Source organism: Streptococcus sp. 27098_8_134 (genome assembly GCF_041431675.1).
GTDB classification, from domain to species: domain Bacteria; phylum Bacillota; class Bacilli; order Lactobacillales; family Streptococcaceae; genus Streptococcus; species Streptococcus sanguinis_R.
Genome location: NZ_JAPVYD010000002.1, coordinates 392,796 through 416,057, shown reverse-complemented (window position 1 = coordinate 416,057; position 23,262 = coordinate 392,796). Strand labels below are relative to the sequence as shown.

The window sequence follows — 23,262 nt, the reverse complement described above, 5'->3', positions numbered from 1 at the left end:
AAACACAGAAAGGATTTATCTTATTTTACACTATTTTTGCATAATTTTCTGTAACAAACATATTAAAAAACTAACAATCCTGTGAGAAAAGGCTGGGACAGATAATCCCAGTCTTTTAATCACATAACGTTATTTTTACAAGGCTCATCATAGAGAGGCTTTGTTTACTTAATTACTTCTTGAGTCTTAGCATAGTTAGCCTCGACTGCTTCTTTTTCTGATTTCCACCAATCTTGGTTGTCCGTGTACCACTTGATTGTCTCTTTGAGACCTGCTTCAAAGTTGGTAAACTCTGGCTTCCATCCTAGCTCATCTCGGAGCTTGCTGGCATCAATAGCATAGCGAAGGTCATGACCCGCACGATCTGTCACATGGTCATAAGCGTCAGCTGGCTGTCCCATTTCCTTGAGAATCAGCTCCAGAACTTCCTTATTATTCTTCTCACCATCAGCACCAATCAAGTAAGTTTCACCGATTTGACCCTTGGTCAAAATCGTCCAAACACCTGATGAATGATCATTGGTATGAATCCAGTCACGAACGTTTTTTCCTTCACCGTAGAGTTTTGGCTTGATACCGCTCAGGATATTGGTGATTTGGCGCGGAATAAACTTCTCGATGTGCTGGTAAGGACCATAGTTGTTTGAACAGTTAGAAATCGTCGCTTTGACACCAAATGAGCGCACCCAAGCTTTAACAATCAAGTCTGAAGCTGCTTTAGTTGAGGAGTAAGGCGAGCTTGGATTGTACTTAGTTTCAGCGGTAAATTTCTCTCCTGGCCCTTCTCCATGACCTGGTAAGTCTTCACGCAAAGGCAGGTCCCCATAGACTTCGTCAGTTGACACATGGTGGAAACGAATGTCATATTTACGAGCTGCTTCCAAAAGTGTGTAAGTTCCGATGAAGTTGGTGTGGATAAATGGACTCGGATCATTGAGCGAGTTATCATTGTGGCTTTCTGCCGCATAGTGAACGATAGCATCAGCTCTAGAAGCCAGCTTATCTACCAAGGCTGCATCAGCAATATCTCCAACAACCAACTCAACGCGGTCGCCTAAAATTTCTTCAATATTGGCGCGATTACCCGCATAAGTCAGCTTGTCCAGTACTGTCACATGGACATCTGGAAAGTTATTGTAAACATAGTGAACAAAGTTAGAACCGATAAAACCAGCTCCGCCTGTTACGATAATTTTTTTGTATTCAGTCATTTTTATTCCTTAACTTTTTTATAATTGCCTTAAGTGGTAGGGACGCAAGCAAACCTCCGGTTTCATTGCTTATTTTTGAGCCTAATGTCTCAAAAATCCCCTGTCATGTAACAAACTAAATAATTTGTTACATGACTTACACCACAGCGGCAATCATTTCTTCCACTCGCTTTGCTCGGATAGGAGCTGAGCTTAATTATATATTTCAGTATCGATTAATGAATCAGAAAAGAATTCTTCTTACAAATCTTCTTTTCTTAGAGGTTTAACATCCTTAAGTAGTGGATGGTTCTTGTCTGCTTCTGAGACTTCTGCTGCTTCTAAGTTTTCCCACTGGATGCCTAAAGCTGGGTCTGCATAGTTGACAAAGGCATACTTCGGTTTGAGTTCCAAAGCCCAGTAGTCATTCACCAGATAGCTATAAGAAACCTTGTCAGAAAGGACTTGGAAGCCGTTGGCTACACCACGCGGCACAAAAATCCCCTTGCTGGCATCAATTACTGTCTGGTAGGTATTGCCAAAAGTCTCACCTTCACGCAGGTCTACCCAAGTTCCCAACACCTTACCATCATCTGCGACTGAGATGTACTTGTCCCAGGGCTCTGCATGAAGACCACGCAGGACATTTTTACGAGAAAAGCTGACATTATTTTGCAGTTTTCCTTCTGCAAAGAAGCTTTCAGGAAAGCCTAGCGGCAGCATTTTTTCCTTTTGGAAATTCTCCTTAAACCAGCCTCGATTGTCCCCACGAACAGGGATATCAAACTCCAGCATTCCAGGAATTCCAGGAACCTCACGCGCTGCTAATTCCTTATCAAAAAATTGTTCCGTCATCTTCTTATTCTTCTCCAATCAAGCGCAAGAGATAGTGGCCATACTCATTCTTTTTCAATGGCTGCGCCAATTCATGCACTTGCTCTTTAGTGATATAGCCCATACGATAGGCAATTTCTTCTAGATTTGCCACCTGAACGTTCTGCATCCGCTGAACTGTTTCGATATATTGAGCAGCTTCTAAGAGACTTTCGTGAGTTCCTGTATCCAACCAGGCAAAACCACGTCCCATAAGCTCAACAGACAAATCGCCACGATCCAAGTAAGCCTTGTTAACATCAGTGATTTCCAGTTCTCCGCGAGGACTTGGTTTGATGTTCTTGGCAATTTCTACAACATCGTTATCGTAGAAGTACAGTCCTGTCACTGCATAGTTAGAGCGCGGCTGTTCTGGTTTTTCTTCGATGGAGATAGCATTCATATTCTCATCAAATTCTACAACACCAAAGCGTTCTGGATCCTTGACATGATAGCCAAAAACAGTTGCTCCTTTTTCCTTAGCCGCAGCATTTTGGAGCATTTTACTTAGACCAGGTCCATGGTAAATATTATCCCCAAGAATCAGCGCCACGCGGTCATCTCCAATGAAATCGGCCCCAATGATAAAGGCTTGTGCCAGCCCGTCCGGACTTGGCTGCTCTGCATAAGAGAGCTTGATACCAAACTCAGAGCCATCACCCAGCAGATCCTCAAAACGAGGCAAATCCGTCGGAGTGGAAATAATCAAGATGTCCTTGATACCAGCCAGCATAAGAGTTGACAGTGGATAATAAATCATGGGTTTGTCATAAACCGGCATGAGCTGTTTTGACGCAGCGCGGGTCAATGGGTACAAACGAGTACCAGAACCACCTGCAAGAATAATGCCTTTCATATGAGTTTCCTCTCTTAATGTATTCTCCTTATTCTACCATTTTTGAAAGCGGATGTCATCCTTTTCACTACCCTTAAATAAAAGAAAAATAGCGGAAATTCCGCTTTCTTCCGCTATTTGATTCCAAGTTGCTATCACCCCAAAGCCACATCCAAAACCATCATGAGAACAAAGCCCACCATGAGACCTAAAGTCGCTACATCTGTATTGCCATTGGTCTGCGAATCCGGTATCAGCTCCTCTACCACCACGAAAATCATAGCACCCGCCGCAAAGGATAGGGCATAGGGCAGAATAGCCGTCATGGCCATAACAGCAACTGCCCCTAGAACAGCCCCAATTGGCTCTACAATCGCAGACATGGAACCCCAGTAAAAGGCTTTAAGCCGAGACTTGCCGTCCGTCCTAATCGGAATGGACAGAGCCGCTCCTTCTGGGACGTTCTGCAGGCCAATTCCCAAAGCTAGCCCAATCGCACCGACAAAGGCTTCCGGACTAGGATTGGCGGCCAAAGCACCAAAGGCTACTCCGACTGCCAAACCTTCTGGAAAATTGTGAATGGTAATGGCTAAAAAGAGCAGAGCCGTCTTAGACAGCTTCTTTCGGCTATGCTCAGGAACACTCTCAGCCTCCGAAATGTCTTTGCTCAAGTGCAAGTGAGGCACCACCGCATCAATCAAACGTAGGAAAAAACCTCCCACTAAAAAACCAATCGCTGCAGGCAGCCAGGATAGCTTGCCATAAGAAACTTCCGCATATTCAATCGACGGTGCCAGAAGCGACCAAAAGGAAGCCGCAATCATGACGCCTGCCGCAAATCCCATCATAATATCCAGCAGCTTGCGACTGACTTGTTTAAAGAAAAATACAACAGCCGAGCCCACAATGGTACATCCCCATGTAAAAAGCCCCGCCAAGAATGCCTGCATAACTACAGGCTGCGATCGTAACCAATCCATAACTTCTCCTTATTCTCTAAAATCAATCATACAAAATCATCTTGGTTTCCCCGATACAGTGTTCTTCCTCATTCCAGTAATGAATCCGCTCGAAAGAGCCTTTCCGCCAGTAGAGAGGCAAACGTTCACGTATGTCGTCCTGCATATCTATTTGGTCAAGTTCAGAAATCTTCCACCATTTGGGCTCCCCTTCATGATCGTTTCCCCTGACGTGCCCTTCAAATGCAGTACAAAGAAAATCGTAATACACATACCGTTCTTTTTTACTTGGATTGGTGAAGCCTGAAATCCCTTTCAATTCCAAGTTTAGAGCAGTCAGCCCCGTTTCTTCTTTTAATTCGCGCCTTGCAGCTTCGAAAAAAGATTCTGGAAACTCCACCTTCCCGCCTGGTTGTATCCACCCTTTAAAGTTATCATGCTGGCGATTAAGCAGTAGGATTTCTTCATCTTTTTTTACACAAATATTGACCCAATTCAAAATAGTTTCTGTCATATCAAACCTTCTTCACATACCGTTCAATTGGATAGTCAGCTGGATTCAGCAGCCCTGCTTCTCCTAAAGCCATCTGGGCCAATTGGCGTCCGATAAGCGGGCCAGTTGTCAGACCAGAAGAGCCTAATCCGCTGGCAGCGTAAACATTCGACAAGTTTGGAACAGCTCCAAAGAATGGAGCAAAGTCGCTGGTATAAGCCCGTGTTCCCACGCGTTCGCCTAGAATCTCTGCTTTAGACAGCCTCGGCAAATAAGTTTCCGCTTCTTGCTGCAACTGATTCAATACCGTCTTATCAACTGTCAAATCAAAGCCCTGATCATTTTCATGACTGGCACCAACACTGACCTTGCCTGCCAGAAAGGGAATGATATCCAGCTCGCCCTCAGGCATAACAACTGGGTAGCCATCCGTCTGCTCAGCCAGTTTAAAATCACGTAGCTGTCCCTTTTGCGGCCGAACATCTGTCTTATAGCCCAGTGGCTGCAAGATTTCTCCTATCCAAGCACCCACAGCTAAGATGACACAGTCAAAGTCGTGTCCGTCCACAAGAAGTTGCTCTCCATCTACTGTCAAGCTTGCCTTTTTCTCAACCAACTCTGCCTTGCTAGCTTTCAGAAGCGTCTCCGTCAAGAGTGCTCCCTCCACATGGGCACCGCCGGAAGCATAGAGAAGTCGCTCAAAGCCTTGCAAGTCTGGAAATTTCTCCTGAGCTTCCTGACGGCTGAGAAGACTCAAGTCCCCTATTAAGGGCGACTCTTCACGACGATTAGCAGCCAAATCATAAAGTTCCTGTAGCTTGCTCTCGTCTTTTTTCAGCAGATAAACTCCTGTCTGTTGGTAAAAGTCTGTCTGGATACCAGCAGCTTTCAAATCCGCAATTAAATCCTGATAAAAATCAGCGCCCAGACGCGCCATCCTGTACCAAGCTTTGTTGCGACGCTTGGAAAACCAAGGACTGATAATGCCTGCGGCTGCCTTGGTTGCCTGCCCCTTGCCATCATCAAAGACAGTCACTTCCACATCTGGGGATTTGGATAGATAGTAAGCGGCTGTTGAGCCAACAATCCCAGCTCCAATCACTGCTACTTTTTTCATGTCGCTCCCTCTCAAATATGCCGGAAAGGATTGGTCCAAGCCTGACTAGCCAGAATCTCAATCTCCCATCCCTCTTCTGTCTTCCAAAGTTCAAATTTTTCTTTCAATTTTTCCGTAAAAAGAACCTCGATATGGTGTCCAGGATCCAGCGCCAAAAGCCCCTCTGTCAGCATTTCCTGAGCTGTATGATAGTAAATATCACCTGTAATGTAGACCTGCGCTCCCTTGGCAATAGCTTCCGGATAAAAGGACTGACCGCTGCCACCACAAATAGCCACATGCTCAATCATGCGTTCGAGATCTGTTTCATCATAAGTAATCAGACGCAAACTATCTAGTCCAAAAGTTTCCTTGACCTTAGCCGCAAAATCCCCAAAAGTCTGAGGAGCAATCTTCCCCACGCGGCCAATACCGTAATCTGGCCCCGTCTGACTAAGATAACTTGTCTCCTCAATCTCTAAAAGCTGGCAGAACCAATCATTAAGCCCGTCCTCCACGACATCGATATTCGTATGGCTGACATAGACAGCAATATCATGCTTGATAAGGTCTAAAATCATCTGATTTTGAGCCTTATCTGCCACTAGGTCCTTGAGCGGGCGAAAGATAGGCGCATGCTTAACGATAATCAGTCCAGCACCTGCCTCAATAGCCTCCGCCACCGTCTGCTCGCGAATATCCAGAGCCACTAGAACCTTGTCAACTTCTTTGTCCAAAGTTCCGATTTGCAGACCTGAAAAGTCGCCCTCCATGGACAGTTCTTGCGGGCAATAGGCTTCATATCGGGTGATGATTTCACTTGCTAACATGGAGCACCTCCTTGATATTTTCGATTTTTTGGGACATAGCAGAGCGTTCCAGCTGATTCTTTTCTGGGATATGGGCTAGAGCTCCTTCAAGTTTCTTCAGTTCTTTCTGCCATCTTAACTGAAAAACAGACGATTGCTTTTTTAGCAGGAAAGGCCCGAAGCGTTTTTCTTGCTCTGTCAAAGTTTGCTGGCCGGCTTCTGCCACTAGGATTTCGTAAAACTTACCAGCCTCTTCTAAGATATCCTCAGCCAGCAAGCGAAAGCCGCTAGATACCAGCCAGCTGCGAAGCTCATCCTCTCGGTTATTAGGCTGCAAAATCAAGCGGGAAATAGCTCCAAGCTTAGCTCTGCCATTTTCCAAAATCTCTGAAATCAAGCGACCACCCATGCCAGCTATAACGATGGTGTCAATCTGATCTTCCGCTTCAAAAGCCGCCAGACCATTGGCAAGACGAACCTCAATCTGCTCCGTCAGCCCATGCTCTGCCACATTTTTCTGGGCAGACTGAAAAGGCCCCTCTACCACTTCTCCAGCCAGAGCCTTCTCAATCCGTCCTTCCTGAATCAGGTAAATAGGCAGATAGGCGTGATCGCTCCCAACATCCAGCAACTTTGCCCCATCCGGCACAAAAGCAGCCACTCGCTCCAAGCGCTGGGAAATAGTCTTTTTTTGCATTGCTTACTCTTTTCTAAACATTCTTCTATTCAGTATATCATTTTTAAGGGTATAAAAAAAGCAGCGGAGAAAAAATCAGCCTGTTAATAAGCCGATTTTGTCTCGCCACTTGGTGATGGGATGTTCCCACCCGACACTTATTTATTTAATTTCCTGATACTCGGCAGCTAAACCGCGCTGGACTGCCGAACGAGCTGCAATCTTCTCCGCCCAAGCAGATAGGTGTTTGTAGTAGGTGGCATCCAAGAACTCAGCTGCGCCTGGATAGAGCTTATCCTGCACCAACTGCCCATACCAAGACCAGATAGCAATATCAGCAATACTGTAGTCATCTCCAGCGATATAAGCTTTCTTTGCTAATTCTTTGCCCAATAAATCCAGCTGTCGTTTGGCTTCCATCGTGAAGCGGTTGATAGGATATTATAGTTTTTCTGGTGCATAATTAAAGAAATGACCAAATCCTCCTCCCAAGAAGGGCGCCGCGCCTGTCTGCCAGAAGAGCCAGTTGAGCACCTTAGTCCGACTAGCCAATTCTGACGGAATCAGCTTTTCAAACTTCTCTGCCAGATAGAGCAGGATATTGGCTGACTCGAAGACAGGAATCGGCTTATCAGCTGACTGGTCCAACAAGGCCGGAATCTTGGAGTTGGGATTGATTTTCACAAAATCTGAGCCAAATTGGTCGCCGTCCATGATGCTGATCTTATAGAGGTCATAGGCAGCCTCTGTCACACCTGCTGCAAGTAGTTCCTCTAGCATAATCGTCACCTTGACCCCATTAGGAGTCCCAAGTGAATAAAGCTGAAAAGGCTCTTTACCGACAGGAAGCTTCTGCTCAAAGCGCGCGCCAGCAGTAGGCTGATTAATACCTGAAAATTTCCCTTGGTTGCTGTCCGCAGCAGACCAGACTTTTGGCAATTGATACATCATACTTTTCTCCTTTTTTATAAAACCAAGGGCCTGTCATATCTAACAGGCCACTGTAAATCAAATAAAGTCAGTCCTTCCACAAATTCATGGCATTGAGGAAATCATCTGAAACGGTCACATTTTGAGGATTAGCTGCTTCACGTTCTTCCCGTTTGACTTCTACCTGAGCAAGCGTAGTGATGCCTTCCTTGCGCCAATTACGCAAGATAGCCTGAATATACTTCCAGTTGGCCTTGCCATTAAACACAGCCTCACGAAGGGCAGCCTTGACCAAGTCAGGATTGGTTTTGTCGTCTTGGACAGTCTTGGTCAAGTCCTCAATTTCAAAGGGTGTCAGGAGACGGCCCAGCTCCTGCTGGAAGGTCTCCACCAAGTCTTTCAAAACATTTTGAGGCGCCTTTGCCACAATCTGCTGACCGCTTTTAGCTGCCAGCAGTTCATCCAGCTTTTCCAAAGCCGGCGAAGCATCAAAGATAACCTCTGTCTCTCCATTCAGCTCAATGGTCTTATACTGCAAGAGACCTTTCTCCGTCAGATGGGACATAGAGCGATTAACTTCTGACAGAGTCTTACCAATATGCTCCGCAATCTGACTAGGCGCCAGCTCTTCCAGAGAAGTCGTATTTTGCAGATAGAAAAACTGCCAGACCAAAAAATCATCGCTGGAATCAAAGATGTCCTTAAAATGCAAAAGAAGGGCACTCGGGATTACAAGATTGCCCGATTTAAAAGCTGATAAATAAGTCATGTCACCTCTTATAGATAAGCAAAAAACGATACATCATTTTCAGGGCTCTCCCAGTCGAAAGGTGTCTCCTGATAGACAGCATAATTGACCCAATTGCTGAAAAAGAGTGCCGCGGCCGAACTCCAACGCAAGGCCGGTGTCGCATGGACATCATCGTTTTTGAAATAATTCTCTGGAATATGTGGGTTCTTTCCTGCCTTCAAATCGCGGAAATACTCCTTGGATAGAGTATCGCGGTCGTATTCCATGTGACCGAAGCTATACACCTCTCGCAAGTCTCGGCTAGCCAGCACAGATAGGCCCGTATCCTCTCCATACGAGAGAATTTCCAGATTGGTCAGATTGACAATATCTTCCTTCAGAACTTCAGTATGACGGGAATGCGGCGCATAAAACTCATCGTCAAAGCCACGAAAAAGCAGATTGCTGCTGTCAGCTGACTGGCTATAGACACCCGATAATTTGCGCGTCATCTGGTGCTTGTCCACGCCGTAGCGAGCGTAAAGTCCAGCCTGAGCCCCCCAGCAGATATGCAGAGTCGAAAAGACATGGGTCTTGGACCATTCAATCACCTGCTGGAACTCTTCCCAATAGTCGACCGCTTCAAAAGGCAGATGCTCTACCGGTGCACCAGTGATAATCAAGCCATCAAAATAGCGATTTTTAACCTCATCAAAAGTCTTATAGAAAGTCTCCATATGCTCTGCACGTGTCGTTTTAGACTGATGAGAGCTCATGTAGAGGAAGTCAATAGTCAACTGCAGCGGAGTATTAGCTAAGTGGCGCAGTATCTGAGTCTCCGTCACCATTTTCTGGGGCATGAGATTGAGTACCAGAATATTCAGAGGGCGGATATCCTGATGGTCCGCCCTATCGTCATCCATGACAAAGATATTCTCAGAACTTAAAATGTCAACAGCTGGAAGTTTCTTATCAATCTTAATTGGCATGAAAATATCTCCTTCAATCGTTAGAAAGGCTTGGAAATACTTTTCCAGCCTATTCTTTGTTTATCCAATGTACTTTCATTATACTGAAAGGAGATATAGTTTTCAATTATACTTTTTCTCTAACTAGATATAGCTAGAAACTATGTATTAATAGTGCATCAGAACCTTGTAGTCGTAATCACCGATAACTTCGCGACCCTTGAGCTCATCCAGCTCAATAAGGAAGGCGCAGCCAGCCACGACACCGCCAAGGCGCTCGATCATCTCAATTGTTGCCTTCACTGTACCACCAGTCGCAAGAAGATCATCTACGATTAGAACGCGCTGACCTGGCTTGATAGCATCCGCATGCATGGTCAGGGTATCCATACCATACTCTTTTTCATAGTCGGCTGAGATAACTTCACGAGGAAGCTTGCCAGGCTTGCGGACTGGAGCAAAGCCGATTCCTAACTCAAAGGCAACAGGACAGCCCACGATAAAGCCACGAGCTTCCGGTCCAACAATCATGTCAATCTTCTTGTCTGTCGCATACTGAACAATCTCACGAACAGCGTAGCTATATGCATTTCCATCTGCCATCAGCGGGCTGATATCACGGAATGTCACGCCTTCCTTTGGATAATTTTCGATTGTTGCAATGTAGTCTTTTAAATTCATGATATACTTTCTTTCAAAAAAATTTTTACTCTCTATTATATCACTTTTTCATCCAAATGGTAACAGAAAACTTACTTTTTATTGGTATCTATTATTTAATCTAAAAAATCATGTCTGAGTCATTTATAGACCATCATATTGAGGCCTGGATTGAGTTGGTTAATCTTTAAAATCGTTTTTTCTAGACAAGTCAAAATCAGATGTATAGCTCTAAATAAAGTGGTGTTGCTATTTCTTGTTCATAATTTTTTACAATATCCTTCGTAAATAAGCCTAATAAGTCCAAAACATTAGATGGATTAATCTCAAATGTTGAAAATACAGAGTTTTCAAGAAAATTATGCAATTCTTTATAATTTGTCACATAGCTATACCCCTGAGGAGCGTTAAATCTTGGCGATAATTCTTTAGCTTGATTTAATGATATAGGCGAGTCAAGAAGAGATAGGGAGTAAATTGGAGAAAAATACTTAGCACCTGCTTGCAAATGGTTTTCCAAATATGGACGACTACTATTTTCTAAATCTGAATTTTCTAAAAAATCTTGGATCTTATTACGCTGACCTAAAACCATTTTTCCGACAATCATCTTAGCGGGTGAGGAAAGATATAAATAAGCTACCGTTTCTTTTTCAGGAATCCTTGAACGATATTCGAAATGCTTTTTTCCTGTTAGCAAAGCTTTAAAAAATTCTGGTTTAAAACTCAGGATAATTTCATTCATCTAAAATGTTCTCCTTTGCAAGACTTTGGCTTAGTCTGGTACCATCTCATCTCTCCATCAAATAATCATAAATCTCTTGTACGGTGCCCAGTGCCATGAGTTCTTGTTCCTTGACTAGGCGCTTGAGGTCTTGGTAAATGTGACTGCTGTCAATTTCTTTCTTTTCTGCTTCTTTATTAACCTTCATGACGCCTTCGGTAATGCTGACAAAGCCCAGTTCTTCAAAAATCTGAATCATTTTGACCAAGAGAATAGGATCAATTTTCAGGTAAGCTGCTAGGTCCTTGAGCTTATAGCGTACATCAAACTCGGGGAACTGATAGATAGTCTTGTAGAGTTTGGCAAACTGCTCACGGTTGCCATAACCAGTCAGATAGTAAGGTTTAGCAATCTCATTCTTAAAGTAAATCGCTTCAAAATCCTGAGACTGAAGAATCTTCTTCAAGTCTTGCAAATCATCAGGCAGGTCATAAACCACAACTGCTCTGTTATTTGTCAAATCTGGAAACTCCTCTGTGAAACGCAAGACAGGAACCTTGTCAGGCAGCGTCGCATTTTTGCTGCGGATATTGAAAAGCTGAACACCGTCCACACGGGCATCTACCAGCATGAGCTGGAGACTGGTCTGTCCATTCCATTTATTGACAGAGAGGCTGACAGCCAGCTCCAGATTCTTGGTTTGGGCAAATTCTGTCGCCAGGTTTCCTTGCCCAAAAGCTACTACTTCAAAAGCAGCATCTTCCTGAGAAATTTTCAGCTTGAGATGACTGTTGCCAGCCCCCATAGTCCGAGCATTGTCCACTTTAAAGTCCTTGAGGTAAAAAAGCGGCTTCTTATTGTCCATACCAAAAGGCGCCAGTTTTTCAAAGCTTTTGAGTGTATCAAGGGTCAGTTCTGGCAGATGCAGCTCCTCATCTAAATACAGAGCAGTTTTGCCAGTCAAATCCAAATCATTGTCTAAGATGTATGCTGTCAAGATATCAGCAAGCTCCGTCAGCTTGTCTGCTTCGAGAGTCATTCCAGCTGCTCCAGCATGACCACCAAAGGCAACAAAGAGGTCACGGTGGCTGTCCAAAGCCTCAAAGATGTTGACCGCTTCAATACTACGGGCGCTGCCCTTAGCGATGCCATCCTCGATATTAAGCACTATGACTGGCTGGTGCAGCTCTTCCAGCAAGCGCCCAGCGACAATCCCTAGCACACCAGGATTCCAGCCTTCCTTGGCCAGCACCTGTACTGGTCTCTTAGGGTCCAGCATGGTTTGTGCTTCTTCATAAATCTGCTGGACAATTTCCTTGCGTTCATCATTTTTCTGATTGATCATAAGCGCAATGTCACGAGCTTCTTCGTCGTCAAAGCCTGTCAAAAGCTCAACCGCTGGATTGGGGTCATCCAGTCGTCCCAAGGCATTGAGTCGGGGGGCAAGCTGGAAGCCAACTGTTTCTTCGTCCAGTTCGTCAGGCTGAATGCCAGCGATTTTGAAGAGTTCCTGAAGTCCTATTCGCTGGGTATTTTTGAGGACGGAAAGGCCGTATTTGACCAAAATCCGATTTTCTCCCGTCAGACTGACCATATCAGCAATGGTACCAATAGCAACTAAGTCCAAAAGTTCGACTTGTACTTCTTCCAACAGGGCTGTTGCCAGCTTAAATGCCACCCCGCAACCAGCCAGATGCTTGAAAGGATAATCCGCTCCGCTATGTTCCGGATGGACAATCGCATAAGCGTTTGGCATCTCCTCAGGCATGGAGTGGTGATCCGTCACGATAACATCCACGCCCAGAGACTGGGCTAGATCGATAGCTTCAAGTCCCGCAACACCATTATCTACTGTAATAATGAGCGAGATGCCTTGATTTTCAATAAAATACTTGTAAACACTGCTATTAGGACCATAGCCGTCCGTAAAGCGATTAGGCAAGTAAACCTGACACTCAGCCCCCAACTGCTCCAAGGCTTCCTTGACAATCGATGCCGAAGTCATCCCATCAGCGTCATAATCGCCATAGATCAAAATCTGCTCGTAATTCTCAATCGCTGCGCGAATGCGCTCCACTGCCCGCTCCATATCACGCAGGTCATAAGGGTCGTGAAGCTGGTCTAAACTAGGCTCCAAAAATTCCTGTAAAGCCTCTTCAGTCTGCACACCTCTTTGGTAAAGAAGACTGGCAGCGGCGGGTTCCAATCCGGCTTTCTTGGCCTCTTTTAAAAATTTTTCGTCTGTAAAATTTGTGGCAAACTGCCAGTCGTATTTTGAGCTAATCATGATGAGTGATACATTTTCTCCGTTCAATCTTGTCTGAATATTATAACATGAAAAGACTGGTTCAACCAGTCTCAAACTTTCTATCTGCGAGCAAGTTCCTCAGCCTCATTCATCCAGGTAAAGTCCCTTAGCAACACTTTTATCAATAACTTCCTGGGCTAATTCCCAAAGAGTTTCAGAGGTTTCTTGTATAAAGGATTTTTTCGCAACAACCTGCGACTTAGTCAGGCCATGAGGGTTGTCGTGGGGCTGAGCGACTTCCAAGTGATTGAGCAAAGGAACCAGAGCGTCCAGCACTCGGGCATATTTAGCCTCTATGCTAATGCCGGTTTCAAATTCCTGCCAAAGCTCTAAAAAGGAATCCTGCTGATCTAGTGGCAGCCTATCCAAACTGATTTTCAAGGACTCAAGCTCTCTATCGTAAGAATCGCTCTTGCCTGCATCGTCAAAGATAAAAGTATCGCCAGCATATATTTCGCCCAAATCATGAATTAGTAACATAGACATGACCTTTTCCAGATTGACCTCTTCGGGGATATATTCTCGAAAAACTAGCGCCATGAGCGCCCCCTGCCAACTATGCTCAGCAGAATTCTCAAAACGATAAGCGTCCAAGGTCCGATTGTTGCGATGAGTGGCTTTCAGTTTTTCCAGCTCATTGGTAAAAGCTAACTGCTGCTGTAGACGTTCAAGCATGTAGAACTCCTTTGAAATATTTTATAGTTAATTCTATTCAAAATTGATAGTTGCTCTTAACGCTCTATATGATCATCTTCAAAAAAACTAAACTTTCACTTCTTTTCTGTTTTTTTCCCTTGCCATCGAATCACCAACTCTGATGTCAGGTGGGTCAGGATAATTGTCAGAAGGAAAGTCCAACGGCCATTTTCCCATTTGGTCAGCTGCTGGGATTTGAGCAGAAAGAAAGATAACTCAATAAAGATAGGATGGAGGAAGAAATAAAGAATACTTAGATCTTTTAAATGTCGCCAGTTTTTTTCACGCTTCCACTGAGTTTTTAACAGCCAATTGAATAAGAAGAGCGTAAAGGGAATGAGAGCAAAGAAAAAGTTTTTATCCAGTCCCTGCCTGATGTAAACCAGCACTCCTTCGCCCACTAGGAAAAGACTTGCCAACAGAAGAGACAGCCAGCGTTTTTTCTGAAATAAGGCTATCTGCCCGTAATCAGCTAGAAAGTAGCCTAAATAGATAAAAATGGGCGAATAGAAGAGACCATTCCTGCTGGTGAAAAAGAGCTTGGCATAAGCATCGTACCAGTCCGTCAGCAGGCTGGGCGCCAGGTAGGCGTGATATGTCTCAATAGCACCTAAGGCATAGAGAACCAGTAAAATGCCAAATGTTTTCTTGGGACCCAACTTCCTATACAAAAAATGGACCAGCAGCAAACCTAAGAGAAAGGCAGGAATATACCAGAGCTGGTAGCTCATTCCGATGTAGAAGAGCGCTGCTAGAATAGCCAGCGGAGCTAGGTAGAGGGGCAAATGCAATGATTGGAAATAAGTCAAAGCATAGGGAAGATAGACCAAGCTCCAAAAGCAATAGACCTTTAAAATGCCTTTGATATACAGAGTCAGTTTCGTAGAACCGTGCTCTCGCTTCCAGCGTACTCGGAAAAAAATAGGCTGAAGAAATTAAAAAAAACGGCACTGCCATTCGACCAAACATACTCTTTTGAACAAAATGCAGGGCTTCATGTTCAAAAAGTCTCTGGCAATGGATCAGAATTACCAAAACGGAAGCGATATATTGAAAAAGGCTGAGCAGGGCATAATTGACTGGCTGCTCTGACTCTATGACTTCTCTCCTTTGCATCAAGCTTTCTCCTTACGGGGGTTGTTTAAGATGTAAATGAATACTTTTTCATTCGATTTAGGTCTTGACTAGGCAAACAATCTGAAAGACGACAATCTGCCTTTCTTACTACTTTCTATTAAAAGATCTGCAAACTAGATTATTTTAAAAATATAGGATAGTAAACTCGATATGTTAGAAGAAAAACTAGTAAAAAATTAATAACTTGGGAAAGATATAGAATTTTATTGCTTTTCTTTCCTTTTCTCCCATACTGGCAATAGAGATAAAGAGAAAATGTCAACACAGAGTAAAGTTGACCTAGAAATATTTCTGATCTGTATTGACTAAGTAAGTTAAACCCCTTGCAGATAAGAATAAAAACAGGCAGCTGATATATCATCGTCATTATTAAACTAATTGGAGCTGCAAAAAAAGATGATTTTCCCGTTTTCAACGAGTTTCTTAGTGATTTAAACCACATTACAAGGTAAAAAATCCCATAAATACCAATCAAAACTAAAAAAAGAAAACCTAATAGTATACCCGACTCTAAAGAAGAAGTTTGACCTGTACTAAATGCTTGACCAAAACCAAAAGCAAGTAGAATTAAGGCAAAAAAACTCAAGGGAGGACCTATTAGTAAAACCAACCAATTATAAATGTAACATAAAGCATAATAATCCTTTTGTTTCTTTAAAAATTTCATGTAAATCCTCTCATTTTAAATCTCTCGATCCTTCCTTAGCCAAACATGCTGAAAGGCAGCGATGTCTCGATAAGGAGATTGGTTGCAGACAGCCAGCTCCATCTCAAACATCTTTTGAGCCCAGTCAGGGGCAGTTTTGTAGTCATTGGCTTGCAAGCCGTAAAAAATCCGTAGTCCTTGATAATCTTCAACTTCTAATGGGAGACCTGAAATCACATCTTGGATCTGATAGACCTTTGCAGCTCCCATGCTGTGAGTTTGATATTCCTGACCCGCCAAAAGCTGCTGGGCCTTTTCTGGGTCATTTTCAAAAACCACTGTATGCATAATGCGTCCAACCTCGTGATGCTTAACCAGAGAAATTTTGCCGTCCTTTTTTAAGAGGCGGGAAAATTCTGCTAAATAAAGAGCAGGGTCAGATACATACTCTAAGACATTATGACATACGATGACATCAAAAGACTGGTCAGGTAATTTTTGCAGAAGATCCAAGCTGCCTTGCAATTGCTCATAGAAAAAGTCCTGCTTGCGCTCGGCAATCATTTCTGAACTAGGCTCGATGGCGGTCACTTCGTTCTTTTCCGCTAGAAAATCAGCTACAATTCCAAAACCACTGCCGAAATCCAAGATTTGCTGACCCTTCAGCGACTCTAGAAAGGCAAAAACAATATCATACTGAAGCTTGCCCCAAGGAGCCTGCAGATGAGCCTTGTACGCTTGTAGATTAGCTGTCATAAAACCTCACTTATAGTTAAACATATTGGCTGCCATCTTGTCAGCAATTCTTGGAAAAAGGGTATAAAGCTTGTGCGCTAGATTGAGAATCCCAGGTAGATTAATTTCCCGCTTCTTTTTGCCAAAGGAGCTGACAATTTTGCTCGCTACAAAGTCAGGCTCAAGGATATACTTGTCGACTGCTTTTACATAGGAACCATCAGGATCCGCTTGATCGAAAAAGGAAGTTTTAATAGGACCTGGGTTCACCGTCGTGACATAAACCCCAAAAGGCAGGAGTTCCAAACGCAGGGCATTGGAAAAACCAATCGCTGCAAACTTGGTCGCTGAGTAAAGACTGGACTTGCTACTGGCAATGAGGCCGGCCATACTAACGATATTGACGATATGTCCTTGACCTGCCTGCTTCATCCGAGTCCCAAAGATACGGGATAGGTTCATCAGGGCAAAGGTATTGACCTCAAACATGGCCTCGATATCGCTAAAGGTGATTTTGTCAAATTCTTCAAAAATCCCATAGCCAGCGTTATTGACTAGGACATCTACGTGGCCATACTGGCTGTCAATCCGCTCAGCAAAGTTTTCCAAAGCTGAGCTGTCTGTGATATCCAGCTCCACTAAGTCAAGATTTTCCCTTTCTCCATATAGTTTTTCCAGCTTAGCCTTGCTCCTTCCGACCAAAATCAGTCGGTCATGAGGCAAGAGCTTAACTATTTCCTGGGCCAGTCCACCGCTAGCCCCTGTGATGATGATGGTTCTCATATCTCCACCTCTTCCAAGTCTTTGACCACATGAACCTTTTCAAAGACAGCACTTGCATCGCGACGCATTTGGCTGATGTCCTTGGCCAAAAAGCGAGCACTGATATGATTGAGCAGGAGGCGCTTAGCACCAGCTTCCTTGGCTACTTCTGCGGCTTGCATATTGGTAGAATGACCGTGATTACGGGCAAGTTTTTCATCTCCCTTGCCATAGGTCGCTTCATGGACCAGCACATCTGCTGCCACTGCCAGACGGACGCTGGCAGCAGTCTTCCGAGTATCACCCAGAATAGCAATAGTTTTGCCCGGACGAGGAGCTGAGATATAGTCGGCTGCGATGATTTTGGTACCATCTTCTAGGACGATATCCTGACCATTTTTGACTTTACCAAAGAGGGGGCCAAAGGGAACGCCCACTGCCCGCAACTTGTCCGCATCTAGCGTTCCTTCCAAATCTTTCTGCATCACCCGATAGCCCACACAGAAAATTGTGTGATCCAGCTTATCCGCATAAACTGTGAACTTGTCCGTTTCAAGAATCTTGCCCAGACTATCTTCATCAAATTCATGAAAATCAATCCGATAAGGCAGACGAGAACCAGACACGCGCAGACTAGACAGGACAAAGTTCTTAATGCCTTTGGGACCAAAAATCTCTAGGTCCGTCTGCTCTTCATTAGCCTGAAAAGAACGACTGGATAGAAAGCCCGGCAAGCCAAAAATATGGTCGCCATGCAGATGCGTGATGAAAATCTTGCTGATTTTGCGCGGTTTAATCGTCGTCTCCAAGATCTTGTGCTGGGTTCCCTCACCGCAGTCAAACATCCAAACTTCATTGATTTCCTCCAAAAGCTTGAGGACTAGACTGGACACATTGCGAGCCTTTGATGGCTGACCGGCTCCGGTTCCTAAAAATTGTAATTGCATGTTTTTCTTTCTAAATGATATAAATAATGGCAGAACGATTCTGCGAGTGATAGTATTTTCTGCCAGCATAAGACTGAGCCAGCTGACTGACTTCATCTTGATTATAGCCAAGAACTCTTTGGCTGCCATCCGCAAGCTGCTGCCAATCGGTCAAGGCAGTCAGTTGCTTACATTCCACGACTTGAGACTCAGCTTTGAGAGGCACCATTTTTATTCTCCCAGCTTCTTCGTAGACCAAGTACTGTGGAAAGACTTGCGCGATTTCAAAGAGTAAGTCAGCTGTTACCGGCTCTAGCTTTTCAGGGAAGACCAAGCCGACTTCCTCGCTCTCATAGCAAAATCCATAGGACTTGCCAGAAAGATTGAGTCGGACAAAAGGTTTACATTCTACAAAGCTAGGCTCCGGATTCCACAAGTCCAGCGCCTGACTGATTTCTAGAAAATAGGCTGTCGCGGCTTCTGGACTTTTCTTTTGATAAAGCTCAGCAAAGTAAGCATTGATAACGCTGGGTGGCGGAGTGATAAAGCTACGCTTCTGTTCCTCTGTCAGGCCAGCCAATACTTGCTCTAAGTAGACCCTGTCTAGGCTTGTAAAACCGCCGTATTTCAGGGCCAGGTCAATATAATCAGTCATAAAATTCTTCCAGTTTCCATTTGTTTTTCTCGGCAATCCAACCTGAAATGGTTTCGACATCGTCTATGTATTCTCGGTTCCTCATAATTGCGACTTTCTCTAAATCATGAATCTTGTAAGCTTTAGCCGGTGCTACCTTGATGGTAAAAGGCAAAAAGAGCTCTTTCATCCGCTCCAGCAGGACTTGCTGCAAAAGAGCCCTGCTATTGTGCGCCTTAGCCGAAATCAAAGAATAAGGAGTCAAGGTCGGAGTGAAATGCTCCGCCTTGTCCGCTTTGTTATAAAGAGTCAGCCGGGGAATATCCAGCATGTCCAGCTCTTTCATGATGTCCAGAACGGTCTTTTCATGCTCCTCATGATGAGGATCGCTGGCGTCAATAACATGGACCAGCAAATCGACATTTTTACTCTCTTCCAGTGTGGACTTAAAGCTGGATACTAGCTCTGTAGGCAAATCCTGAATGAAGCCAACTGTGTCTGTCAGAGTGACATTGAGCTGGCCACTGAGGTTGATGTTCTTGGTCGTGGCATCCAGCGTCGCAAAAAGCTCGTCTGCCTCATACTGGCTCTTGCTGGTCAAGCAGTTCATAATAGTGGACTTTCCAGCATTGGTATAGCCAATGAGGCCGATTTTGAAAATACTGGATTCCAGCCGTTTTTCACGAACAGTAGCCCGATTTTTCTCCACTGCTTTGAGCTGGCGCTCAATATCATGAATCTGATTGCGGACACTGCGTCGATTGAGCTCCAGCTGGCTTTCACCAGGACCGCGAGAGCCTATTCCACCTGCCTGACGGCTGAGCATAATACCCTGGCCAACCAAGCGAGGAAGCAGATACTTAAGCTGGGCCAGATGCACCTGTAGCTTGCCCTCATGACTCCTAGCTCTCATGGCAAAAATATCCAAAATCAGCTGCATACGGTCAATGACCTTGACGCCCAAGCTTTCCTCCAGATTGACATTTTGCCGAGGTGTCAGACGGTTATTGACAATGACGGTCGAAATCTCCTCGGCATCAACCAGCTGCCGGATCTCTTCTAACTTGCCAGAACCGACAAAGGTCTTGCTGTCATACTTTTCCCGCTTCTGGCTATAGGAGCCGACTACCTCAGCCCCTGCAGTCTTAGCCAGACTTTGCAGCTCCTCCATAGATAGGTCAAAATTCTCCGTGTCTGCTAGTTCCACACCGACCAGAAAGACTCGCTCTGTTTTTTTCTCTGTTTCTATCATCTCATATCCTTACTAAGACTTGGTCAGCCAGCTACTTGTCCAAAAACTTCCTGATGTCCTCCATAACCTGATTTTTATAGTCTGGATTTCCCACCTGATAAAAGGTCACGGACATCCGGTTGCGAAACCAAGTTAGCTGGCGCTTGGCGAAACGACGGGTATTCTGCTTGAGCTTGTCCACCGCCTCTTCCAGGCTCATCTGACCTTCAAAGTAGGGGAAAAGTTCCTTGTAGCCAATCCCCTTGCTGGCTTGATTGGTAGGAGCTTTCTCAAACAGCCAGCGGGCTTCTTCCAAAAGTCCAGATTCTATCATCAGGTCTACTCGCTGATTGATTCGCTCATAAAGTCGCTCCCGCTCATCATCTAGACAAATCAACAAAGCTTCATAATCTGGCTGGCTGTTTTCTAGTTGCCCGCCTAACTGAGCAATCTCCAGTGCCCTCATCGCCCTGCGTCGATTTATCTGAGGAATCTCGATACCCAGCTCTGCTATTTTTTCAAACAAATCCTCATCTGACCAACTGTCCAGCTGTGCCCGATAGGCCAGAATCTCCTCGTGAGGGACAGTGCCACCCAGATGATATCCCTCGAGCAAGCTCTGGATATAGAGCCCTGTGCCACCGCAAATGATGGGAAGCTGATCTTGAGCCGCAATCTCACGAATAGCCTGAGCTGCCTCAGTCACAAAATCATAGGCAGAGTAGTTTTCTCCGACCTCCCGCACATCCAGCAGATGATGGGGAATGCCCTCCTGCTCTTCAGGACGAATCTTGGCCGTGCCAATATCCAAGCCACGATAGACTTGCTGGCTGTCACCGCTGATGATTTGGCCATTGAAGCGCTTGGCTACTTCAATACTCAGAGCTGTTTTTCCGACCGCCGTAGGCCCCACTATCACAATTATCTTGGTTTTCATCTTTTTTCCTTGAAAAAATTTTGATTTTTCGTTACTATTAATTATAACATAAATAATAAAAGTTCAGAAAAGGAGAAATCACATGGCTAAAGGATTTGGAAAAGGCGTTCTTACAGGAGTTGCAGCTACTGTTGCTGCTGTGGCAGGCGCAGTATATGCAGTTAAGAAAAAAGTCATCGAACCTGAAGAACAAAAAGCGGCTTTCATCGAAGAAAACCGTAAAAAAGCAGCTCGCAAACGTGTAGCACACTAAGCCTGCACATGTCACTAAAAAGCCTGGAAAAATCCAGGCTTTTTATTTTTTGAAAAAACAGTAATCAAAGCTATTAGACTTTAAAAGCTCTTTCTTTCTTGGACGGTTGAATGCCATGAGAGCTAAAGATATAATTGCTTAAGAGCAAGAATACTAACAACTCAAGCACAAAAAACAAATCGAAAGCAGGCTTGGAAGACAAGGAAACGAAAGGAATCGCAAGACACACAATTGTGACATAAAAGATTTTCAAGCGTTTGATATAAAGCCAGAAGAGTTCAAGGCTTTGCCTGCCATTAATCTGCGACTTAGACTTACTTCCAGAGTACCAGATGATAAATACTTCCGCAAAAAAGAATAGACCTAGCAAAATGATCATTCTCCAAAAATGAACCTGCAGTAGATTTCCCACTGCTAGCAATAACAAAACACCCAAGCTCAGCGCTAGCACCGCTCGCCTAGCATTAGTCATAAAATCAACTCCTTTAAATGACTACGAAGAACAGTCAAATTCATTGTTGCTAATTGATTAGATTGCTCTAGGAGAACATATTTTATTTCGGCTTTATTTTACCACTTGGCAAGAAAACTTACAAATAATACGATAAAGCATTTGTAGAAGTCATTGGTTACTGAAAAAAGCCACCATCGGTGACTTTTCTACATGCCTATTTCCCTTGCATAAACTCTTGGAAACGATGAGTATCAAAGTAAATAGTGGATGCAATTAATTTGTCTGATTCATCAAATTTTAAAAATTCCGCCACATCCAACTCTAGTTGATTTCCTTGTGGTGACTGCAGGCGATAGCGATTTAAAGCTGTTGCTTCTCGTCCCTCTACCAATAACTTCTTCACTTCAAGATGCTGACTTAAAGCATAGAATTGACCTGCACCTTGCAGATAAACATCACGACCTCGCCTGATTTCCTGACTGTCGCACATTCCATAATTAAAGTTTTCAGCTACGAAATCCTCCCATCCGCCTTTATTGACTGCGGTAAAATAGCTTTCTGCTAATGTTCTTGTATCCATTTGGAACCTCCAAAAATAATTTAGGCAAGCACTCAAACAATGAGATCTTGAAGCCATTTAAGATTATACAAAAAGCAATATGACTACAGTCTGTCATATTGCTGAAGATTTTTTTGAAGAGTATGAATTAATTTATCCTGCAGTTCTTTTGGCGATATGACTTTTACTTGATGAGCAAAACTTAAAATCAATTCGAAAAAGTCCGATGTCAATGCTCTGAAAGCATGGACCTTTATTCTGGTTTGCTCAAGAGTGATTTCTTCTTCTGTGAAGTGGTCATAAATTTTTGGAAGCGCAGATTCTGTGAAAATTAGATCTACTTCTTCTTTACTGCCCTCAACTTTATCTTTGGATGGATTTAAAAAAAGCTCTAACTTTTCTTGAGATAAAAGTGGGTAATCTCCAACATCGACAGCCTCTTCTACTGACTGCAAATCACGAATCCTGCTGAGTTTGAAAAAACGAAAATCTAACTTGTCTAAGCAATAGCCGATAACATACCAAGCATTTAGTTTAAAAATCAGACGATAAGGAAGAATCGTTCGCTGGCTTTGTTCTTGTTTTTTAGAATAGTAGGAAAAGGAAATTTTCTTCCCAGTTTGTATAGCCTGTTCAATCTCAAGTAAATAATTTGTATTGAGAGACCACGAAGTAAGATCGAAGTAAAAAGGATTAACCTTATCGGCCGCCTCTTGAGAAGTAAGCTTATGCTCAATATTGTCAAAACTCGGACGGCCAACAATTTTGCCAACATTTTGGCTCATATTGATGATAAACTGCTTTTCTTCTTCTGTGAAAAAACTGCTGTCCATCTTGTAGTCATCTGGTATATAAAAACCACCCTTATCTCCACGTTCAGAGTAAATAGGGATTCCAGCTAAGCTGAGCGTATCCATATCTCGATATACTGTGCGGGTAGATATTTCAAAACGTTCAGCAATTTCTTTAGCTGTTATCTGTCTCTTATTCAAAAGGGCTAGCAGAATATAAATTAATCGTTCTAGTTTCATGAGTTTTCTT

General features: G+C 43.9%; 26 protein-coding genes and 1 pseudogene. 1 reads left to right on the top strand and 26 read right to left on the bottom strand.

All coding sequences use genetic code 11. The annotated features are described in order from the left end of the window. Positions 1–164: 164 nt before the first annotated feature. The 23 genes and pseudogenes from rfbB to miaA all read right to left on the bottom strand — a co-directional run bounded on the left by rfbB (position 165) and on the right by miaA (position 20,955). Entirely contained in the window at positions 165–1,211 is a 1,047-nt protein-coding gene (gene rfbB, locus O3620_RS06565) for a dTDP-glucose 4,6-dehydratase (RefSeq protein ID WP_002903075.1), read from the bottom strand. A 240-nt stretch (positions 1,212–1,451) separates the two neighbouring features. Beyond that, the gene (locus O3620_RS06560; protein ID WP_023916387.1) at positions 1,452–2,045 is read right to left on the bottom strand and encodes a dTDP-4-dehydrorhamnose 3,5-epimerase family protein; all 594 of its coding nucleotides are present in this window, start codon (positions 2,043–2,045) and stop codon (positions 1,452–1,454) included. Positions 2,046–2,049: 4 nt separating this feature from the next. Continuing rightward, a complete protein-coding gene (gene rfbA / locus O3620_RS06555; protein WP_002897349.1) occupies positions 2,050–2,919 on the bottom strand; it encodes a glucose-1-phosphate thymidylyltransferase RfbA in 870 nt (289 codons plus the stop codon). Between the two features lie 134 nt (positions 2,920–3,053). Next, positions 3,054–3,878, bottom strand: coding sequence for a ZIP family manganese transporter TmpA (tmpA, locus tag O3620_RS06550; RefSeq protein WP_002917065.1), 825 nt, complete (start codon positions 3,876–3,878; stop codon positions 3,054–3,056). Positions 3,879–3,900: 22 nt separating this feature from the next. Next, the gene (locus O3620_RS06545) at positions 3,901–4,371 is read right to left on the bottom strand and encodes an 8-oxo-dGTP diphosphatase (protein WP_002917064.1); all 471 of its coding nucleotides are present in this window, start codon (positions 4,369–4,371) and stop codon (positions 3,901–3,903) included. Between the two features lies 1 nt (position 4,372). Further along, a complete protein-coding gene (locus O3620_RS06540; protein ID WP_002903079.1) occupies positions 4,373–5,467 on the bottom strand; it encodes an FAD-binding oxidoreductase in 1,095 nt (364 codons plus the stop codon). 11 nt (positions 5,468–5,478) lie between these two features. Beyond that, entirely contained in the window at positions 5,479–6,276 is a 798-nt protein-coding gene (locus O3620_RS06535; RefSeq protein WP_002900117.1) for a Nif3-like dinuclear metal center hexameric protein, read from the bottom strand. Then, positions 6,263–6,952, bottom strand: a complete 690-nt coding sequence (locus tag O3620_RS06530) for a tRNA (adenine(22)-N(1))-methyltransferase TrmK (protein ID WP_002900116.1) — start codon at positions 6,950–6,952, stop codon at positions 6,263–6,265. Before O3620_RS06530 ends, O3620_RS06535 begins: the two co-directional genes overlap by 14 nt. A 141-nt stretch (positions 6,953–7,093) precedes the next feature. After that, positions 7,094–7,882 (bottom strand): annotated as a pseudogene (yghU, locus tag O3620_RS06525) (glutathione-dependent disulfide-bond oxidoreductase). A gap of 67 nt (positions 7,883–7,949) precedes the next feature. After that, a complete protein-coding gene (locus tag O3620_RS06520) occupies positions 7,950–8,630 on the bottom strand; it encodes a DnaD domain-containing protein (RefSeq protein ID WP_125347498.1) in 681 nt (226 codons plus the stop codon). A gap of 8 nt (positions 8,631–8,638) precedes the next feature. Further along, the gene (gene metA / locus O3620_RS06515; protein WP_002930858.1) at positions 8,639–9,580 is read right to left on the bottom strand and encodes a homoserine O-succinyltransferase; all 942 of its coding nucleotides are present in this window, start codon (positions 9,578–9,580) and stop codon (positions 8,639–8,641) included. A gap of 147 nt (positions 9,581–9,727) precedes the next feature. Further along, positions 9,728–10,240 (bottom strand): adenine phosphoribosyltransferase, encoded by a 513-nt coding sequence (locus O3620_RS06510; RefSeq protein ID WP_002906315.1) that lies wholly within the window; start codon positions 10,238–10,240, stop codon positions 9,728–9,730. 196 nt (positions 10,241–10,436) lie between these two features. Next, entirely contained in the window at positions 10,437–10,964 is a 528-nt protein-coding gene (locus O3620_RS06505; protein WP_161542996.1) for a hypothetical protein, read from the bottom strand. Positions 10,965–11,010: 46 nt separating this feature from the next. Beyond that, the gene (recJ, locus tag O3620_RS06500) at positions 11,011–13,230 is read right to left on the bottom strand and encodes a single-stranded-DNA-specific exonuclease RecJ (RefSeq protein WP_161543634.1); all 2,220 of its coding nucleotides are present in this window, start codon (positions 13,228–13,230) and stop codon (positions 11,011–11,013) included. Positions 13,231–13,335: 105 nt separating this feature from the next. Beyond that, a complete protein-coding gene (locus O3620_RS06495; protein ID WP_002918802.1) occupies positions 13,336–13,926 on the bottom strand; it encodes an HD domain-containing protein in 591 nt (196 codons plus the stop codon). Positions 13,927–14,021: 95 nt separating this feature from the next. Further along, complete coding sequence (locus tag O3620_RS06490) at positions 14,022–14,777, bottom strand: acyltransferase family protein (protein WP_268689496.1); 756 nt, start codon at positions 14,775–14,777, stop codon at positions 14,022–14,024. 425 nt (positions 14,778–15,202) lie between these two features. Then, positions 15,203–15,751: a hypothetical protein gene (locus tag O3620_RS06485; RefSeq protein ID WP_004186478.1), complete on the bottom strand. Its 549-nt coding sequence runs from the start codon at positions 15,749–15,751 to the stop codon at positions 15,203–15,205. A gap of 15 nt (positions 15,752–15,766) precedes the next feature. Further along, positions 15,767–16,486, bottom strand: a complete 720-nt coding sequence (locus tag O3620_RS06480; protein WP_371601556.1) for a class I SAM-dependent methyltransferase — start codon at positions 16,484–16,486, stop codon at positions 15,767–15,769. 6 nt (positions 16,487–16,492) lie between these two features. Then, complete coding sequence (locus O3620_RS06475) at positions 16,493–17,248, bottom strand: SDR family NAD(P)-dependent oxidoreductase (RefSeq protein WP_371601555.1); 756 nt, start codon at positions 17,246–17,248, stop codon at positions 16,493–16,495. Continuing rightward, positions 17,245–18,174: a ribonuclease Z gene (gene rnz / locus O3620_RS06470; RefSeq protein ID WP_002933361.1), complete on the bottom strand. Its 930-nt coding sequence runs from the start codon at positions 18,172–18,174 to the stop codon at positions 17,245–17,247. The genes O3620_RS06475 and rnz overlap by 4 nt, the downstream gene beginning before the upstream one ends. Before the next feature lie 10 nt (positions 18,175–18,184). Further along, complete coding sequence (locus O3620_RS06465; RefSeq protein ID WP_371601554.1) at positions 18,185–18,808, bottom strand: cystathionine beta-lyase; 624 nt, start codon at positions 18,806–18,808, stop codon at positions 18,185–18,187. After that, positions 18,801–20,039, bottom strand: coding sequence for a GTPase HflX (gene hflX, locus O3620_RS06460; RefSeq protein ID WP_002918796.1), 1,239 nt, complete (start codon positions 20,037–20,039; stop codon positions 18,801–18,803). Before hflX ends, O3620_RS06465 begins: the two co-directional genes overlap by 8 nt. A 31-nt stretch (positions 20,040–20,070) precedes the next feature. Next, positions 20,071–20,955, bottom strand: coding sequence for a tRNA (adenosine(37)-N6)-dimethylallyltransferase MiaA (miaA, locus tag O3620_RS06455; RefSeq protein ID WP_002918795.1), 885 nt, complete (start codon positions 20,953–20,955; stop codon positions 20,071–20,073). An 82-nt stretch (positions 20,956–21,037) separates the two neighbouring features. Here miaA and O3620_RS06450 point away from each other — a divergent pair, with 82 nt between their 5' ends. Continuing rightward, positions 21,038–21,208: a DUF3042 family protein gene (locus O3620_RS06450; protein ID WP_002895160.1), complete on the top strand. Its 171-nt coding sequence runs from the start codon at positions 21,038–21,040 to the stop codon at positions 21,206–21,208. Positions 21,209–21,281: 73 nt separating this feature from the next. Here O3620_RS06450 and O3620_RS06445 read toward each other — a convergent pair whose 3' ends face one another. From O3620_RS06445 to O3620_RS06435, 3 genes are all read right to left on the bottom strand, one after another. Beyond that, positions 21,282–21,680: a hypothetical protein gene (locus O3620_RS06445; RefSeq protein WP_002918794.1), complete on the bottom strand. Its 399-nt coding sequence runs from the start codon at positions 21,678–21,680 to the stop codon at positions 21,282–21,284. Positions 21,681–21,876: 196 nt separating this feature from the next. Beyond that, positions 21,877–22,242, bottom strand: a complete 366-nt coding sequence (locus tag O3620_RS06440) for a hypothetical protein (RefSeq protein WP_002918793.1) — start codon at positions 22,240–22,242, stop codon at positions 21,877–21,879. 83 nt (positions 22,243–22,325) lie between these two features. Continuing rightward, positions 22,326–23,252: a YafY family protein gene (locus O3620_RS06435; protein WP_002917052.1), complete on the bottom strand. Its 927-nt coding sequence runs from the start codon at positions 23,250–23,252 to the stop codon at positions 22,326–22,328. Positions 23,253–23,262: the final 10 nt, after the last annotated feature.